Source organism: Poseidonocella sp. HB161398 (assembly GCF_005870025.1).
Classification (GTDB): Bacteria; Pseudomonadota; Alphaproteobacteria; order Rhodobacterales; family Rhodobacteraceae; genus Mangrovicoccus.
Genome location: NZ_VATA01000042.1, coordinates 47242 through 64135, shown reverse-complemented (window position 1 = coordinate 64135; position 16894 = coordinate 47242). Strand labels below are relative to the sequence as shown.

Genomic DNA, 16894 nt, shown 5'->3' with positions numbered 1-16894 from the left:
GGCAAAGAAGGGGCTGGCAATGCGCGCCGCGTAGGCCCAAGATCCAACTTGCGGACTCTCCGCTAATTCGGAGGATTGTCGGGGCTAAGGTCAGTGGCGGTTCTCCAGGCTGGCGCCGATGATCGGTCCGTCCCCGGGGTCCGGATCACGACGATGCACCGCGCCAAGGGGCTCGAATTCTTCGCCGTGGCGATGCCCTTCCTGTCCGAGTCAGTCTTCCCACCCCCCGGTGCCCTGAAATCGGCCGTTGATGCGGCTGACCGCGAAGATATCGTCACCCAGTATCGCTCCCTTCTGCATGTCGCCGCCACCCGGGCGAAGAAGGCGCTACACGTGTCTTGGTCCGGCACACCGACCAAGTTAATCAGTGACCATGCCCCCAACCAGGATTGAGGTCCGGTGAACCGTGAAGCGGCGGAACAATTGTGATGCGCCCTTGGGTCCGAGAGATCAGCTTAGCCTAGCCGACAGCAAGAGGACATCAATATATAGAAAGCGCGCCCAATGGGCGCCCCATATATAGGCCATAGCTTGGCTTCGCGGGATCCTTGCCCCAGTTTCGAGACAACTTTGCCCCGATTTACACAGGATCAGTGCGTCCAGGCGCCCCGGCGCTCGGGCGCGAAATTCTCGCCATAGCCGCGCGGGCGGACATTCGGCTTGCGCTTGTGCGGGTCGCTGATCTGCACCTCGATGCCGTTCGCCTCGGCATAGGCCAGAGCGGCCTCCTTGGTCTCGAAGCTCAGCCGCACCTGGCTCTGCGTGTCGGAGGAGGAGGTCCAGCCCATCAGCGGATCGACCTCGCGGGAGGAGGCAGACGGGAATTCGAGGATCCAGCTCCGGGTCTTCGCCAGGCCCGACTGCATCGCGGTTTTCGCAGGCTGGTAGATTCGTGCGCGCATCATGTCCTCCGCCAAACTCCCGGATCTATAGGCCGCCGCCGCCGCCGCGGCAACGGCGGATCCGTCGCGTGGAGCGCCATGCCACAGCCCTGCCCCCGCAGATGGCATGGCGGGGGTTAAGGAAACGGCAAGATCGAAGGAGCTGGCGGGAGAAGGACGCCCAAACAGCCGCGGCCCGGCACGGAAGCCGCACCGGGCCGCAAGCAGGACGGATGCCGACTGGACCCAGAGGGAGCGTGGGGTGGGCGGTTCACGGTCCCGTCCAGCACCCATCCCGTCTGCTTGCAAGTACGAGCTTACGCTTGGTCAGCCGGATCTCCAAGCGGAAACTCTCCTTAGGGTTGCACATCTGCAGGGCGGCACCCCCGGATGGGGGCGCCTTCTGTCAGCAACGTCCCCGGCCCGGCTTGATCCCGGGGCAGCGCGGCTTCACATAATGGCGGGACTCGCCGAGGATTGCCCGATGCACAACAACTCTCCCGACAAGATGCCGATGCTGCACGCGCCGATGCCCGCGGGCAGCCGCGAGAAGCTCGAAGGCGGCCAGGCCTTCGTGATGAAGACCGAATTCAAGCCTGCCGGCGACCAGCCCACCGCCATTGCCGAGCTTGCGCAGGGGGTGCGCGACGGCGAGCGCAACCAGGTGCTTCTGGGCGCGACGGGCACCGGCAAGACCTATACCATGGCCAAGATCATCGAGGAGACGCAGCGCCCGGCGATCATCCTGGCGCATAACAAGACGCTGGCCGCCCAGCTCTACGGCGAGTTCAAGGGCTTCTTCCCCGACAACGCGGTGGAGTACTTCGTCAGCTACTACGACTACTACCAGCCCGAGGCCTATGTGCCGCGCTCGGACACCTATATCGAGAAGGAATCCCAGATCAACGAGCAGATCGACCGGATGCGCCACTCGGCCACCCGGGCGCTGCTGGAGCGCGACGACGTCATCATCGTCGCCTCGGTCTCCTGCATCTACGGCATCGGCTCGGTCGAGACATACTCGGCGATGACCGTCGATCTGGTCGCCGGGGAGGAATACGACCAGCGCAAGGTCATGGCCGATCTGGTGGCCCAGCAGTACAAGCGCAACGACCAGGGCTTCCAGCGCGGCAGCTTCCGCGTGCGCGGCGACGTGGTCGAGGTCTGGCCCGCCCACCTCGAGGACCGCGCCTGGCGCTTCAGCTTCTTCGGCGAGGAGCTCGAGTCGATCACCGAATTCGACCCGCTGACCGGCCAGAAGGCGCAGAGCTTCGACAAGATCCGGATCTACGCGAATTCCCACTACGTCACGCCGCGCCCGACGATGCAGCAGGCCGTCATCCGCATCAAGGCCGAGCTGCGCCAGCGGCTCGACCAGCTCGTCGGCGAGGGCAAGCTCCTCGAGGCGCAGCGGCTGGAGCAGCGCACCAATTTCGACATCGAGATGCTGGAGGCGACCGGCGTCTGCAACGGCATCGAGAACTATTCGCGCTACCTCACGGGGCGCGCCCCGGGCGAGCCGCCCCCCACCCTCTTCGAGTTCATCCCCGACAACGCCATCGTCTTCGCCGATGAATCCCATGTCTCGGTCCCGCAGATCGGCGGCATGTACCGCGGCGACTACCGTCGGAAATTCACCCTGGCCGAGCACGGCTTCCGCCTGCCCTCCTGCATGGACAACCGCCCGCTCAAATTCGAGGAATGGGACGCGATGCGGCCGCAATCGGTCTTCGTCTCGGCCACCCCCGCTGCGTGGGAGCTGGAGCAGGCCGGCGGCGTCTTCACCGAGCAGGTGATCCGCCCGACCGGCCTTCTCGACCCGCCGGTCGAGATCCGCGAGGTCGCCACCCAGGTCGACGACCTCCTCGACGAGATCCGCCAGGTCGCGGCCAAGGGCATGCGGACGCTCGCCACCGTGCTGACCAAGCGCATGGCCGAGGATCTGACCGAGTACCTGCACGAACAGGGCATCCGCGTGCGCTACATGCATTCGGATATCGACACGATCGAGCGGATCGAGATCCTGCGCGACCTGCGCCTCGGCGCCTTCGACGTGCTGGTGGGCATCAACCTGCTGCGCGAGGGGCTCGACATCCCCGAATGCGGGCTGGTCGCCATCCTCGACGCCGACAAGGAGGGCTTCCTGCGCTCCGAGACCTCGCTGGTCCAGACCATCGGCCGCGCCGCGCGGAATGCCGACGGGCGGGTCATCATGTATGCCGACAAGGTCACCGGCTCGATGGAGCGCGCGCTGCGCGAGACCAACCGCCGCCGCGAGAAGCAGATCGCCTATAACGAGGAGCACGGCATCACGCCGGAGACGGTGCGCAAGAATGTCGAGGACGTCCTGGCCGGGCTCTATGACGGCGATACCGACATGTCCCGCGTGACCGCGACGGTGGACAAGCCGATGATGGGCGCCAACCTGCAGGCCCATCTCGACGCGCTGCGCGACCAGATGCGCAAGGCGGCCGAGAACCTGGAATTCGAGGAAGCAGCGCGGCTGCGCGACGAGGTCAAGCGGCTCGAGGCGGTGGATCTGGCCGTCCACGACGACCCGATGGCCCGGCAATCGGCGGTGGAGGACGCGGTGGAGGCCTCTTCCAAGGCCGCGGGCCGCTCGACGGCCGGGCGTCCGGGCCAGCGCGGCGGCAATGTGAAGCGCCGCAAGAAGCACTCGTGACCCATCCCGCCACGGGCGGCGCCCTGCCGCGGCCCGTGCCCGCAGATCCTCTTGACCTAGCTCGGGAAAGGGATCAATCGATCACGACAGTGGGGCCATAGCTCAGCTGGGAGAGCGCGTCGTTCGCAATGACGAGGTCAGGGGTTCGATCCCCCTTGGCTCCACCATATCGCACTTTCGGGAAAGAAAATCCGCTGACACCCTGAACGGAAGGATGATTTTCGCGGTTCGATAGCCGGTTTCTCGGTTGCGCCGCAATGGCTCCGACACTGTCGTCCCCAGCACCGCTGCCTTGCGAGGCGGGTTCCCTTTTACGTAGGTATTTCCGATATTTGCCAGGAACTCCATCGCCTGTTCGATCAACGTCTCGAACCAGCCCTGCGGCGGCACCGTCCGGGCGGCTCTTGCAGGCAAGCTGATCTTCTGCCGTTCCAGCTGGTCAATGCGGGTGTCATGGGCGATGTCGTGGATCTTCTGAATGACCCGGATGTGCGGGAAATACTCGGGCAGGACGCCCAGAAGGTCGCGGCTGCGTTCGACTTCGATCTTGATGATCTGTCTGGCTCCATGTCCGTGCGGCATGTTCGATCCCTGCTTGGTGATCGCCGCCTACGGCACGTCCGCGTGGGGCGCCGCTTCCTCGTTCCTGAGAGCGCCCTCAACGAGTTTCTGGATGCGCATACGGTCCAGGCCCTTCGCAACGATCAGACCGACGAGGAGGCCTCTGATGAGCAACCTTCGCCCATTGGTCGTCTCTGAGAGAGGCGCAGCACATCTACTGAGCGTCCGGATCGACGAATTCCGTAGCCTTGTCGCCCATGGCAGCGTCCCGCGTGGGCGAGAGCTGGCACCGGGCCTGACACGCTGGAGCGTCGAGGAGCTCTCTGCCTTTGTCTCGGGCAAAGCCGTGCAAGGGCTGGAGGACGTCGATTGGTGAAGAAGAAGTTCCTTTGGCGGCACCCAAGCGGTCGTTGGTATGTGCGCGTTCAGGGCCGCTACCATCGGATTTCCGCGCAAGAGGGGACGCCCGAGTTCGATCTTGAATACTGGGAGATCCTGACGGGCAAGAGGATGCAGGCCAAGACCAGCTGGTCGGCCTTGATGAAGGATTATCGGGTCTCGGATCGCTGGACATCGCTGAAGCCGCGTACCCGTCAAGATTACGAGAAGGTCCTTGCATACCTTGAAGAGAAGATCGGCGAGCGGGACGTGAAGTTGCTGTCGCGACAGGATGTCATCAAGGCGCAACGGGCCAACGCGCACCGTGTCCGCTTTGCCAATTATGTCCCGCAAATGCTGGTCATCCTGTGCGAGCACGCGATTGATCTTGGTTGGCTGTCGCAGAACCCAGCGAAGGGCGTTCGCCATTTGCCGACGCCCGACGACAAGAAGCAGGCTCACCTGCCATGGACTGATCAGGCAGTGGCGACCTTCCGCGAGAAGGCGACGGTTACCGAGCGGCTTATCTTCGAGATTGGCGTCGGCACGGTGCAGCGGCCCGGGGATTGGGTGGATTTCACTTGGTCGGATTTTGACGGCGACACGTTGGCGGTTCAGCAGAACAAGACCGGCTACGCGCTACAATTGCCCTGCACAGCGGAGCTAAAGGCCGCGCTGTTCGATGCTCAGGCGCGATTTGAGGGTGACGCGGAGGGCCCGATCCTTCGCACGCAGACCGGCGGCAAGATGAGCTACCGCTACATGGCGCAGATCATGCTCAGGGCGCGGCGGCGCATGCAACTGGAGCAGTTCGATCTGCACGCCCTGCGCTATCGTGGAATCAAGGAGTTGGCCTGGGCGGGCTGCTCTGACGACGAGATTAAATCTTTCAGTGGCCACGCGACCGACGCGATGGTCCGGAAATATGCCGGTGAGGCGCGCCAGATCATGCGGGCGCGGCAGGCGGCAGAGAAGCGAAATGACACGGGGAACGAACGGGGATCAGACAAAGAACATGATACCGCAGTGATACCCATAAGAACAGGAAGCAGCTATGTCATTGAAAATAATGGAGGCGAGTAGGAGAATCGAACTCCTGTACACGGATTTGCAATCCGCTGCGTCACCACTCCGCCAACTCGCCTAGAGCCTTGAAAGGCCGTGGTGTTCGCGGCTTCTACAACGGTCGTTTGAACAGCGCAAGGGGTCATGTGGGAACTTCCTCTCCTCCGTCAGCGACACGCGAAGCTGGCCATGTCCGGCCCTTCGGCAGGATCGCGTTCCGCTTTGTGGCGTAGCTCGCGACGGGCCCTGCGCTGACTGGCGGGCCGAGCTGCCCAGTCTCCCTTTCCGGCAGGCTGACGGTGAAACCATGGCAGACCGGGGCGAGCGTTTCCGGTGGCATGCATCAGGCGCGCTGCACTGTCCGTTGCCCGGTCGGCTCCACCTGGATGGCTCCGACGAGGCGCCGGATCGAGGCCTCGTCGGGAAATTGGGAAGATCAGGAAACTTTCCGGGGGATAGATTTCCCGACCAACGCGACCGGCATCGGCGCGCCGCGCGATCTCGCCATCCGGGCGCACGAGCGGTTCGTCCTGCGCAGTTTGGTCCGGTGCCGGGCCGGGGCCGGGATGTCCTCCTTTGCCGTGTCCATGAGCGTGGCGCGCTTCGGGCGCATCTGGTCAGCGGCGAGGCGCCATTGGGCCCTGGCGGCAGCGCGGCCGGGTTGGTCGAAGGCGGTGGCGATGAAAGCCGAAACCACCCTGCGGCTGCTCTTCCCGGCATGAGCCAGGGCATTGCGCTAGAAATGCACGCCACAGCGCTGCCAGGGGGCGGAGGGCACGCGTGCCTCGGCCGCCTTGATGCCCTCATGCGCGCCGGAGATCGCCAGCTTCACGCCGCCGAGGCCACGGGGCCCACGAGATCGCAGAGGAGTGAATGGGAACCGTGACGCCAGTGGTGTGGCGAAAGCCCCGTGCACGACCCGGAACGGCCCTACCCCGCACGCGCCGATTGCCATGCCCGGGACCTCGAACCGTCCGCCATCGGGCTCGGACCGATGGCGCCTTCGCTGGCAAGCTGTTCGCGCCCACTGCCAGCGTAACCGCGACGCGGACGGTGCGCCCGCCCTCCCGCACATTGAGGGAGGTGGCGCCGATCCATGAGCCGGGGCGGAAGAGGAAAGGCTCCGGGGGAGGCTTTCCCCGCCGGAGGGCAATGCGCCTTCGATCGGCCGTGCCAGGACGGCATCGACGCGTTCGCGGCTCGCAATCGTCCTCGGACCTAAGGCGGAAAATGACCCGTTCCCCGCGCAGGCGGCTGACCTGGCTCCTCGAGATGACGGTCCCGCCCGTCGCCTGAATCAGATCATCCATCGAAGACGTCCGGCCGCCATGAACGCAGGCCTCCCGGATCATGCCGGCCAGCGCCTTTTCCACCGAGCGCCGTGGCTCGAGAAAGGGCGGGAAGCAGGAACCGGTCCGGAGACGCGGAAGGCGCAACGCGACGCTGCCGGCACGGGCCTGCCCGTCCCGGTCGCGACAGCCCTTGCGTTGCGCGATCCGGCTGCAGCTCTTCGCGCCGCACACCGCACCAGTCCTGGCGCCGCTCTCCTTCCCGATGCCATTGGTCCGCCGGATCGATTGACGGGCTCTCCAATTCCATCGGCCGTTCCGCGGCGAACCCGACCATCTCGCGAAGTACATCGCCGCCCGGGGCGCGGCCCTCGGACCGGCGGCGGGCGCCGCCCCCGCTCTGTGCGAGCGTGCGGGCCTCATCACCGGTCTGACCATCGGCGGCATCCCCTGGCTCAGCTTGGCTCAGCACCCCGACCCTGTCGGCACGCGCGATCGCCTACGCCAGCTGCACCGCGCCCCGGGACGCGATCGGTGGCTGCGCGCGAAGCCGGCCGCCGCCGCGCTGGAAGGGAGCCGGAACAGACCGCTCGACGCGCGCTCTCCGGCGCTGGCCGCCGCAGCCAAGGGCGCGCCCCGGCAGGCCAGGACCGAGGGCGCGGCCGGAGCTACGCCGGAAGCGGCGGAGGAAAGGCTCGCCAGGCACGGCCTGCCCTGGCCAGGTGCGGAGCATCCCTCTTCTGCCGCAATGCCAATCAGCGCGGGCCACGGGCTTGAAAGAAGCCGGACTTCTCTGGCCGCGGCCAACCGAAACCGCAGGCAGCCCGCTGCCCGGCACCCAACGCCAGGCCGCCATTGCAGGCAGGGGAAGCGGAGCGGGGCCAGCGGCGGGGACGTCCCTCTGGTGCGGAGCCGGGCGCCTCGCGGATGGCATGGATTGCGGGGCCGGAGGCCGGGCAGGCGGTCGCGCTGCGGACAGGGACGCCGACAGGGACGGCCCCGGCCCGGGACGGAAGAACGCGCCGCGACAAAGCTCCCTTGCCTTGCACGCCGAAAGGCTTTGACCGGCGGAACCGGCCCAATAAGGTCGCAGGGGCAAACTGAAACGTGCCGGTCCGGCCGGTGCCTTCGGAGGGCGCGAGTGCGGTTCCGGCCGCAGAGCCATTGGGGTCCCGCCAGGAACCAAAGGGAAATTTCAACCGGCCAGGCGGGCGCATGCCCGGCCCTGGCAGCCGTGCCGGACGGGGGGTCCGGGCGGATTTCGCGTGAGGGAAGTACTCGGCATGACAAGTTCGTCCTGAACGGCGCAAGCACGACCGCGAGAACATTGGTGAGTGGCGAAGAGGTCCATGTCGGCCCGAACGGCGCCCTGGCCACGACCGGCACGGCCATCTCCGGCACCGGCAATGCCAACTTCATGATCGAGGGCTCGGTCTATTCCAGCACGGATGACGCGATCGAGATCGACGGCACGCACGCCCTCGGCATGATCGGCCGGAACGGCAGCGTCTCGGCGCTGACCGGCTATGCGCTCCGGATCACCATGACCGGCGACGACTACCTGGAGACTGCCGGCGAGATCTACGCCTAAGGCATGGCGGTGCTGCTGACCGGCGCGGGCAGCAGCAGCTTCTTCGTCTTCAATGACGGCACGACCTTCAGCCGCAACTACTACGGCATCTACGCGACGCCGGGCGCCAGCGGCGACGTGCGCATCGCCAATGACGGCCGGATCGCCGCCCCGGCACCGGTCTATGTCACCACCGGCACGCTCACGCTGCACAATTCCGGCCTGCTCTCGGCCGTGGGCGAAAGCTCGATCACCCATTTCTCCATCTATTCCAGCAGCGCCGACGACCGGATCGAGAATACCGGCAGCATCGACGGGCTGGCGCGCACCAATTCGGGAAGCGACTACGTCCTGAATTCCGGCGACATGGACGGCCTGCTGATGGGCAGTGGCCAGGACACGCTGGTCAATGACGGCGGTGCCGTCGGCAATGTGGATACCGGCAGCGTCGATGACGTCGTCCGCAACAGCGGGAGCATGGGGACGGTCTCTCTCGGCAGCGGCAGTGACCGCTTCGACGGCCGCGGCGGCATGCTGCTGGGCCCGCTCGATGCCGGGGGCGATGACGACATCGTCCTGATCGACGAGACCGAGGCCGTGGTCGCGGGCGGCACCGGCATCGACACGCTCCTGTCCTGGGACGATGCGCTCTATGCCACCGGCTTCGAGGAGATCTCGCTGCGCGGCAGCGCCGATGCGACCGCCGTCGCGGATAGCAGCACGGCCGTCGTCAACGGCAATGCTGGGGACAACCTGCTGATCGGCTCGGAGATCGCCAATGACATGCGCGGCAAGGGCGGCAAAGACGAGATCTGCGGCTGGGAGGGCGGCGACGCGCTGCGCGGCGATCTGGGCGACGATTTCCTCGATGGCGGCGACGACGACGACACGGTGGTCGGGGGCAGCGGCAACGACACGATCACCGGCGGACTCGGCACCGACGTTCTCTACGGCCAGCAGAATGCCGACATCTTCGTCTGGAACAATGCCGCCGAAGCCGGAACCGGGGCGGCGCGCGACGTGCTGGCCGATTTCCAGCGCGGCACCGACCTGATCGACCTCGGCGGGATCGAGCAGGAGAGCTTCGCCTTCCTCGGGACCGGCGCCTTCACCGCCTCGGGCGGAATGGAGCTGCGCTACAAGCTGCAGGCGGGCGTGCATGCCATCGTGCAGATGGACACCGATGGCGACGGCATTGCCGATGGCGAGATCCGCCTGCGCGGCATCACCGGACTCGATGCCGGGGACTTCATCCTCTGACGCGCCGCCCGGCGGACGCCCCTGCCCCGCCGCCCTGGGCGCGGGGCAGGAAGACTGTGCTCAGCGCTGGACCCGGGCCTCGAGCCAGCGCTCCCAGCTCGCGCGGTTGCCGGCGAAGGCGTTGAGGTCGACCTTGCCGCCGACCCCGTAGACCACGCCGGTGCCGGTATACTGCCAGAAGGACCAGCTCTTGCCCGGATAGCGCTCGGAGGGATGCGCCGCGGTCGAGCGCAGCCAGAACTCCGCCCCCGTCACCGCCTCGAGCCCGTTATGGTCGTAGAAATCCGGCGTCGTGTAGACCACCGGCACCGTGCCGTAGTGACTGCCGACAATCTGCAGGAAGGTCTGCATCTCCGAGCGCACGGTCTGCGGATCGGGCTTGTAGGGGCAGGTCTTCGACTGGTGGTTCCACTCCATGTCGAGCACCGGCGGCAGGTCGCCCGCACGGCGCGGCACGTTCTGGATGAACCATTTCGCCTGCTCGCGCGCGGTGCGGCAGAAATAGTAGAAATGGTACGCGCCCACCGGCACGCCCGCGGCCCGCGCCCGCGGCGCGTTCAGCTCGAAGGCCGGATCGGCATGGTCGCCCCCTTCGGTCGCCTTCAGCCAGGCGAAGGAGATCCCCGAGGACCGCGCCGCGTGGAAGTCGATCTGCCCCTGGTAGCGCGAGGCGTCGATCCCGTGGACGCTGTAGCGCGACGGCGCCATGTAGCTCCATTCATGCGGGCGGATGTCGCCGAACTGGGTCGGGATGCCCTCGGCGCGGTGATCGGCGGGATGCAGCTGGCTTGGCGTGCCCAGCGGGGAGCGCGGCGCGTCGCGCCCGCCCCCGCAGGCGGATAAAAGGAGAAGCGCCAGTGCAAGGACGGCAGTTCCGGCGCGCGGGCGCGCCATCGGGTGAGACATTCGGTTCTCCATGGTCTCGAATGGGACCGGCGCCTCTGCGCACCGGCCGGATTCACCCTATCGTTAACAGCTTCGCCCGCCGCCGCAGAGGCGAATTTCGCTGCCCCGGCGATGCCGTCGCACCCCATGGGCGGAAATCGCCGAATTTCCGGGATCCCGGCGGCGGCGCGCATTGCCTGCCGCCGCCGAAGCCTTACTCTGATAGGCACAGGCAAACCGCAAATCAGGCAGAACAGGCAGGAAGAATGCTATTCACGAGGAGAGATTTCGGGCTGGGCGCCATCGCGCTCGGGCTCGCGGGCTGCAGCAGCCAGGCGGTGACGCGGGGGCCCGGCGCCTCGGCGGCACTCGATCCGGAGATGATGCCGACGCGCAACGCGGGCTATGACGCCTGGGTGTCGGGCTTCCGCGGCCGCGCCCAGGCGAAGGGCATCTCCGAGGCCACGCTGCGCCGCGCCTTCCAGGGGGCGGGCTACCTGCCCGGCGTCATCAAGCGCGACAGCAACCAGACCGAATTCACCCGCACGCTGGAGGACTACCTGGCGATCGCCGCCTCGGACGAGCGCGTCTCGAAGGGCCGCGCGGCCTTCGCGCGCCACCGCTCCACCTTCTCGGCGCTGGAATCGCGCTACGGGGTCGATCCGCATATCATCTGCGCGATCTGGGGGCTGGAGAGCTTCTACGGCGAGCGGCGCGGCAATATCCCGGTGATCTCGGCCACCTCCACCCTCGCCTATCACGGCCGCCGCGGCGCCTTCTTCGAGAGCCAGCTAATCGCCGCGCTGAAGATCCTGCAGGCCGGGGACGTCCCGCCGGAGCGGATGACCGGCAGCTGGGCCGGCGCGATGGGCCACACCCAGTTCATGCCGACCTCCTTCCTCGCCTATGCGGTCGATTTCACCGGCGACGGGCGGCGCGACATCTGGTCGGAGGACCCTTCGGACGCGCTGGCCTCGACGGCCGCCTACCTGTCGCGCCATGGCTGGGTGCGCGGCCTGCCCTGGGGCGAGGAATATCTCGGCGGCACGCCCGCGGGCAGCCTGATCCAGCCGCAGCCGGGCGGGCCCCGCTTTGCCGTGACGAAGAACTTCAGCGTCATCAAGCGCTACAACAACTCGGATTCCTACGCGATCGGCGTCGGGCATCTCGCCGACCGGATCGCCGGCGGAGGGCCGCTGCGCACGCCCTTCCCGCCCGACCGCTACGGGCTGACCAAGGATGACCGGATCGCGCTGCAGGCGCGGCTGACCCGGGCGGGCTACGACACCGGCGGGGTCGACGGCGTGCTCGGCCCGAAGAGCCAGGAGGCGATCTCGGCCTTCCAGCGCAGCCGCGGCCTGCCGGTCACCGGCGAGCCGTCGCAGTCGCTGCTGGCGATGCTGGGCTGACCCGGCCGCTCAGTCCCAGGCGACCGAGCGCAGCAGGTTCTCCCGCGCGGTGGCGAGATGGGCGGCGAAGAGCCGGACCGCCTCCTCGCCCCGCCCTGCAAGGATGGCGTCGAGCACTGCCAGGTGCTCGGCCGCCGCGCCGCGGTTGCGGGCGAATTCGTCATGCTTGCGCCACTGGTAGTGGTAGTGGACGATGATCGAGATCCGCTGCATGAACTCGTCGAAGAACCGGTTCCCCGCCGCCTCGCAGACCAGCGCATGGAAGGCGGCATCGAGCGCCGGAAACCCCGCCAGCCCCGCCTCCGGACCCGCCAGCATCGCGCGATGCGCCTCGGCCAGCGCCGCGATCCGCTGCCGCGCGGGCCCCTGCGCTTCGGCGGCCAGTGCCCGCATCGCCGTCATCTCGATCAGCTCGCGCATGTCGAACATCTCGGCGGCGAAGGCGCGGGTAAAGCCCTTCAGCCGCCAGTGCCGGTTCGGCTCCTTGGCGATCAGCCCCATCGGCTCGAAGCGGATCAGGTAGTCGCGCACCGTCGCCACCGGCACGCCAAAGCGCCTCGCCAGCTCGCTCTCGTTGATCGCGGTGCCGGGCGGCACGTCGCCCTCGAGGATCCAGCCGAGGAAGCGCGCGCCGAAGGCCGCCCCCGGATCCGGCGCCTCCTCCAGCCGGTCCGCGTCCAGCGGCGCCCGCAGGAGCCGCTTGTCGCGCCCGTCCCAGGCAATCACCCCCGCCTCCGCCAGATGCGCCAGAATGCCCCGCACCGTCGTCCGGCTGAGCCCGAGCCCGGCCGAAAGCTCCTGCTCGGAGCCGAGCGCCGTGCCCGGCGCCAGCCCCGCCAGGAGGTCGAGCATCCGGTTCACCCCGGTGCGGAAGGTCTGCTTGCCCCGCGACATTGCCGCGCTCCTTTCCCCGAGACAGGCGCTTCCCGGTTTGGTACTTTATAAATAAAAGACGAACATACTGCCAGATTGCGAGGACCCTCATGCCCGTCACCACCCCCATCGTCCAGTTCGGAACGTCGCGCTTCCTGCAGGCGCATGCCGACCTGTTCTTCTCCGAAGGCCGCCCGGCGGGCGCGATCACCGTGGTGCAGAGCTCGGGCGACCCGTCCCGCGCCGGGCGGCTGGGCGCGCTGGCCGACCCGGCGGGCTATCCGGTGCTGATCCGCGGCATGCAGGACGGCCAGGTCGTCGACGAGGAGCGCCGCGTCACCTCGGTCAAGCGCACGCTCTCGACCGCCAGCGACTGGGAGGAGCTGTCGCGCATCGTCACCGGCGAGGCAGAGGCGATCCTGTCGAATACCGGCGACTCGGGCTACGATCCGAAGCCCGCCGACACCGCCCCCGCCCCGGAACAGGCGATGAGCTATCCCGCGAAGCTCTTCCATCTGCTGAAGGCCCGCCAGGCGGCCGGGCGGCCGCCGCTGGCCATCTTCCCGATGGAGCTGATCCCCGACAACGGCCACGTACTGAAGGCCCGCGTGCTGGAGATCGCGGCCCAGCAGGGCGCGGATCCCGCGCTGACCGGCTGGCTCGGCGGCTGCCTCTGGGTGAACAGCCTGGTCGACCGCATCGTCTCGGCGCCGCTCGACCCGGTGGGCGCGGTGGCCGAACCCTATGCGCTCTGGGCGATCGAGGCGCAGCCGGGACTGGCCGCGCCGGTCGACCACCCTTCGGTGCAGGTGGTGGAAAAGCTCGAGACGATCGAGCGGCTGAAACTGCACATCCTCAATCTCGGCCATACCGCCATGGTCGCCTTCTGGCAGGAGGCCGGGGCCGATCCGGATGCCATCGTGCGCGACCTGCTGGCGGGGCCGGTCGGCGCGCGGCTGAAGGCGGTGATGGCCGAAGAGGTGCTGCCGGGCTTCGCCCTGCGCGGCATGGAGACGGAGGCAGAGGCCTATCTGGCGACCACGCTGGAGCGCTTCGCCAATCCCTTCCTCGACCACCGCATCGCCGATATCGCCCAGAACCATCCGCAGAAGACCGAGCGGCGCATCAGCGCCTTCCTCTCCTGGGTGCGCGAGGTGGAGCCGGGCTTCGCCGCGCCGGTGCTCGACGCCATCTGCGCCGCGCCGGTCCCGGCCTGAGCCTGCCGCCGGACGGGACCGCCCGTCCGGCAAGCCCCCGGAAAAAGCCTGCCCGAAAACGAAAAACGCGCGACAGGGCCCCGTCGCGCGCTTCGTGATGACTGGCGGCCCGCTGATGCGGGCCTGTCGCCGGATCAGGCCGTGGCGGCCTGCGCCTTGGCGATGTCCTTCTTGATCTTCAGAGCGTTCACGGACAGCTCTTCGTCCTTGGCTTTCGCCAGGAACGCGTCCAGACCGCCGCGGTGGTCGACCGAGCGCAGCGCAGATGCGGAGATCCGCAGCTTGAACGAGCGGCCGAGCGTGTCGGAGATCAGGGTGACGTCATTCAGGTTCGGCAGAAAGCGACGCTTGGTCTTGTTGTTGGCGTGGCTGACATTGTTGCCAACCATCGGGCCCTTACCGGTCAGTTCGCAACGGCGCGACATGGGGGTATCCTCGTCTGGTGTCAGCCATACGACAAGCAGCATGGCGTAGGTTTATAACGGAAAGGAGCGCGGGATGAGACCGCGCCGCCTGAGTTGCGGTGTCTTATGGGGAGTCTCGGGGAAGGTCAAGTGCAAAGGCGCGCCCCTCCCGCCCCGCCCCTGCGTCAGCGCAGATGCTCCAGCAGGTCCGCGCTGGGATAGCCGTCCGGCGTCAGCCCGCGCGCCACCTGGTAGGCCCGGATCGCGTCGATCGTGTTCGGCCCGATGCGCCCGTCGACGCCCTGGGTGGAGTATCCCGCCGCGGTCAGCCGGGTCTGCAGCTCCTTCTTCTCCGCCGAGAGGAGCGCCCGGTCGCCGCGCGGCCAGTCGCGCTGGAACGGCCCGCCGCCCTTCAGCCGGTCCGACAGGTGGCCGACCGCCAGCACGTAGGAATCGGCGGCGTTGTAGCGCTCGATCACGTTGAAGTTCTGGAAGATCATGAAGGCCGGGCCGCGCGCGCCCGCGGGCAAGAGGATCGCCGCCTTGCCGTTATCGGCCACCGGGCGGCCGTCCATGCCGCGCACGCCGGCCGCCGTCCAGTCGGCGACCGGGCGCTTGGTGTCATGCCCGGCATGGGCATAGTCGAAGCCCTTCGGCAGCTGCACCTCGACGCCCCAGGGACGTCCCTTTACCCAGCCGAACCGCGCCAGGTAGGCCGCGGTCGAGGCCAGCGCGTCCGAGGGATCGTCCGACCAGATGTCCCGCCGCCCGTCGCCGGTGAAATCCACCGCGTATTCCAGGAAGGAGGTCGGCATGAACTGGGTATGGCCCATCGCGCCGGCCCAGCTGCCGGTCATGTGGCGCGGATCGGTATCCCCGGCCTGCAGGATGCGCAGCGCGGCGACGAGCTGCTCCTCGAAGAAGGCGCCGCGGCGCCCGTCATAGGCCAGCGTCGCCAGGGCCGGGACGATCTGGGTCGAGCCGCGATAGCTGCCATAGGCGCTTTCCAGCCCCCAGATCGCCACCACGACCTCCTTGTCGACACCGTATTTCGCCTCGATCCGGTCAAGCACCAGCGCCTGCGAATCCAGCGCCGCGCGGCCGTTGCGGATGCGGGTCTCGGAGACGGCGCTGTCGAGATAGTCCCACAGGTTGCGGGAGAATTCCGCCTGGTTGCGGTCGCGCGAGATCACGTCGGCATCGTATTCGACCCCGGCGAAGGCCCGGTCGAAGGTCCGCGCCGAGATGCCCTGCGCCAGGGCGCGGCTGCGGAAGCCGCTGAGCCAGCGGGCGAAGCCGCTATTGGCGACGGCCGGCACGACCGGCAGCGCGACATCGCCCGGGCGCGCCAGAGGGCGCGGCGAGGGGCTCATCGCGCGCGTGACCGCGGGCCCTTCGGCGGCATGGGCGGGCGCGAGAACCGGGAGAATCGAGAATATACCTGCATAGGCGAGAGCCATTATCCTGGCTGCCATGGCCTTACTCCTGCTCTGAGACTGCTCTTCTCGTTATGTTCTTGGTCTTGGTCTTGGTCTTGGTCTTGGCTTTTCGGGACAGATTACCGCAATTCGGCCGCCACGGATAGAGTCCCCGGCCGCCGCCACGATCCGGAAAATGCGAGGAAAATTATTTGCCTGGCGAAACCTTGCCTTAACCGAGGGCGTGCGATCAGCGTCATGCAGCACCGGGATGGCGGGTCCGCCCCGCCCTGTCCGGAGCTGGCGCAAGGCGGCTTTCCCGCTTTCATGACGAAGTTATTTCATCAATCCCTTTTCGCCCGTGCCGTGGATGGTCCCCTCGCCTGTCCCTTCCCGAGGCAGCTTGAGGCCAGACCGGTGCATCCCCCGCTCCGGGGGGGGCGGAAATCATTTCGGAAGACCCGGAGGATGTCCGGTCCGGCGGCGATTTGGCCGCGGCCGGGCCGGGCATTCTCCGGACCCTTGCCGCCCGATGCGCCCTCCCCGCCCGGGTCGCTCCCGCCCTCCCCGGCGCCGAACGCAGCGCCTCATGACGGGATGGAGTGCGCCCCTGCGGGCGGACCAGCCGTCCGGGCGGAGCGAGGACGGATCTCCTGCCGACACCCGGGAAATCCCCGATCGCACCGCCTCTGCCATTGGCCAGCGAAACGCCAGGCCCGGCGAATGCGGCCAGCCCGCGCGCCCGATGTGCGTCCAACGTCCCGGACCGGACCGGATGCATCCCGCGCAGCGCGCCGGGCTCAAGTGCCGCTCGCCAGCGCGTCCCGAGATGGCGGCACGCGACGTCCGCCCCCGAAGCGGGACAGGCCATGGCCCGGCGGGTCGCGCTGGCAGGTCATGATGGCGAAGCACGCCGCCTGTCTCCGACCCGCGCGGCAGGCCTGCCGCGCGCCGAGCACGCCCCATGCGGCCACTGCACGGGCGACAGCTCTGGGACCGCC

13 protein-coding genes, 2 tRNA genes and 1 pseudogene are annotated in these 16894 nt (G+C 67.8%); 9 read left to right on the top strand and 7 right to left on the bottom strand.

Annotated elements, in window-relative coordinates:
* Positions 1 to 93: 93 nt before the first annotated feature.
* Entirely contained in the window at positions 94 to 393 is a 300-nt protein-coding gene (locus FGX59_RS25480) for a 3'-5' exonuclease (RefSeq protein WP_255471641.1), read from the top strand.
* Positions 394 to 590: 197 nt separating this feature from the next.
* Here the strand turns inward: FGX59_RS25480 and FGX59_RS25475 are convergent, their stop codons facing one another.
* Positions 591 to 902 carry an ETC complex I subunit gene (locus FGX59_RS25475; protein ID WP_138469943.1) on the bottom strand — a complete coding sequence of 104 codons (312 nt, stop codon included), beginning with the start codon at positions 900 to 902 and terminating at the stop codon, positions 591 to 593.
* Between the two features lie 463 nt (positions 903 to 1365).
* On the opposite strand from FGX59_RS25475, the gene uvrB reads away from it, so the two are divergent.
* From uvrB to FGX59_RS25450, 4 genes are all read left to right on the top strand, one after another.
* On the top strand, positions 1366 to 3564 hold the full coding sequence (uvrB, locus tag FGX59_RS25470) for an excinuclease ABC subunit UvrB (protein ID WP_138469942.1): 2199 nt from the start codon (positions 1366 to 1368) through the stop codon (positions 3562 to 3564).
* 91 nt (positions 3565 to 3655) lie between these two features.
* Positions 3656 to 3731, top strand: a tRNA-Ala gene (locus FGX59_RS25465).
* 286 nt (positions 3732 to 4017) lie between these two features.
* Positions 4018 to 4323, top strand: coding sequence for a helix-turn-helix domain-containing protein (locus FGX59_RS25460; protein WP_138469941.1), 306 nt, complete (start codon positions 4018 to 4020; stop codon positions 4321 to 4323).
* A gap of 174 nt (positions 4324 to 4497) precedes the next feature.
* On the top strand, positions 4498 to 5586 hold the full coding sequence (locus tag FGX59_RS25450; RefSeq protein ID WP_240722700.1) for a tyrosine-type recombinase/integrase: 1089 nt from the start codon (positions 4498 to 4500) through the stop codon (positions 5584 to 5586).
* On the opposite strand, the gene FGX59_RS25445 is transcribed toward FGX59_RS25450, so the two are convergent.
* Together FGX59_RS25445 and FGX59_RS25440 are read right to left on the bottom strand one after the other, a co-directional pair.
* A tRNA-Cys gene (locus FGX59_RS25445) sits at positions 5574 to 5647 on the bottom strand. The genes FGX59_RS25450 and FGX59_RS25445 overlap by 13 nt on opposite strands.
* A 195-nt stretch (positions 5648 to 5842) precedes the next feature.
* Positions 5843 to 7209: pseudogene (locus FGX59_RS25440) on the bottom strand (transposase); the annotation flags it as partial.
* 978 nt (positions 7210 to 8187) lie between these two features.
* Between FGX59_RS25440 and FGX59_RS25435 the strand changes: the two are divergent.
* On the top strand, positions 8188 to 8448 hold the full coding sequence (locus FGX59_RS25435) for a hypothetical protein (protein ID WP_138469938.1): 261 nt from the start codon (positions 8188 to 8190) through the stop codon (positions 8446 to 8448).
* A gap of 3 nt (positions 8449 to 8451) precedes the next feature.
* Positions 8452 to 9687, top strand: coding sequence for a calcium-binding protein (locus FGX59_RS25430; RefSeq protein WP_138469937.1), 1236 nt, complete (start codon positions 8452 to 8454; stop codon positions 9685 to 9687).
* 60 nt (positions 9688 to 9747) lie between these two features.
* On the opposite strand, the gene FGX59_RS25425 is transcribed toward FGX59_RS25430, so the two are convergent.
* The gene (locus FGX59_RS25425) at positions 9748 to 10593 is read right to left on the bottom strand and encodes a GH25 family lysozyme (RefSeq protein ID WP_240722698.1); all 846 of its coding nucleotides are present in this window, start codon (positions 10591 to 10593) and stop codon (positions 9748 to 9750) included.
* A 245-nt stretch (positions 10594 to 10838) separates the two neighbouring features.
* On the opposite strand from FGX59_RS25425, the gene FGX59_RS25420 reads away from it, so the two are divergent.
* A complete protein-coding gene (locus tag FGX59_RS25420) occupies positions 10839 to 11981 on the top strand; it encodes a lytic murein transglycosylase (RefSeq protein ID WP_138469936.1) in 1143 nt (380 codons plus the stop codon).
* A 9-nt stretch (positions 11982 to 11990) separates the two neighbouring features.
* Here the strand turns inward: FGX59_RS25420 and FGX59_RS25415 are convergent, their stop codons facing one another.
* A complete protein-coding gene (locus tag FGX59_RS25415) occupies positions 11991 to 12875 on the bottom strand; it encodes a GntR family transcriptional regulator (protein ID WP_138469935.1) in 885 nt (294 codons plus the stop codon).
* Between the two features lie 89 nt (positions 12876 to 12964).
* Between FGX59_RS25415 and FGX59_RS25410 the strand changes: the two genes are divergently transcribed.
* Positions 12965 to 14071 (top strand): mannitol dehydrogenase family protein, encoded by a 1107-nt coding sequence (locus FGX59_RS25410; protein WP_138469934.1) that lies wholly within the window; start codon positions 12965 to 12967, stop codon positions 14069 to 14071.
* A gap of 134 nt (positions 14072 to 14205) precedes the next feature.
* On the opposite strand, the gene rpmB is transcribed toward FGX59_RS25410, so the two are convergent.
* Both rpmB and FGX59_RS25400 read right to left on the bottom strand, forming a co-directional pair.
* Positions 14206 to 14496 carry a 50S ribosomal protein L28 gene (rpmB, locus tag FGX59_RS25405; protein ID WP_138469933.1) on the bottom strand — a complete coding sequence of 97 codons (291 nt, stop codon included), beginning with the start codon at positions 14494 to 14496 and terminating at the stop codon, positions 14206 to 14208.
* A gap of 164 nt (positions 14497 to 14660) precedes the next feature.
* The gene (locus tag FGX59_RS25400) at positions 14661 to 15950 is read right to left on the bottom strand and encodes a lytic murein transglycosylase (RefSeq protein ID WP_138469932.1); all 1290 of its coding nucleotides are present in this window, start codon (positions 15948 to 15950) and stop codon (positions 14661 to 14663) included.
* Positions 15951 to 16894: the final 944 nt, after the last annotated feature.

Bases quoted from the DNA above. Each gene is read 5' to 3' on its own strand.
- FGX59_RS25460 (WP_138469941.1), top strand. From the start codon at position 4,018: ATGGGCGATGTCGTGGATCTTCTGAATGACCCGGATGTGCGGGAAATA.
- rpmB (WP_138469933.1), bottom strand. From the start codon at position 14,496: ATGTCGCGCCGTTGCGAACTGACCGGTAAGGGCCCGATGGTTGGCAAC.
- FGX59_RS25420 (WP_138469936.1), top strand. From the start codon at position 10,839: ATGCTATTCACGAGGAGAGATTTCGGGCTGGGCGCCATCGCGCTCGGG.
- FGX59_RS25400 (WP_138469932.1), bottom strand. From the start codon at position 15,950: ATGGCAGCCAGGATAATGGCTCTCGCCTATGCAGGTATATTCTCGATT.
- FGX59_RS25430 (WP_138469937.1), top strand. From the start codon at position 8,452: ATGGCGGTGCTGCTGACCGGCGCGGGCAGCAGCAGCTTCTTCGTCTTC.
- FGX59_RS25425 (WP_240722698.1), bottom strand. From the start codon at position 10,593: ATGTCTCACCCGATGGCGCGCCCGCGCGCCGGAACTGCCGTCCTTGCA.
- uvrB (WP_138469942.1), top strand. From the start codon at position 1,366: ATGCACAACAACTCTCCCGACAAGATGCCGATGCTGCACGCGCCGATG.
- FGX59_RS25475 (WP_138469943.1), bottom strand. From the start codon at position 902: ATGCGCGCACGAATCTACCAGCCTGCGAAAACCGCGATGCAGTCGGGC.
- FGX59_RS25410 (WP_138469934.1), top strand. From the start codon at position 12,965: ATGCCCGTCACCACCCCCATCGTCCAGTTCGGAACGTCGCGCTTCCTG.
- FGX59_RS25415 (WP_138469935.1), bottom strand. From the start codon at position 12,875: ATGTCGCGGGGCAAGCAGACCTTCCGCACCGGGGTGAACCGGATGCTC.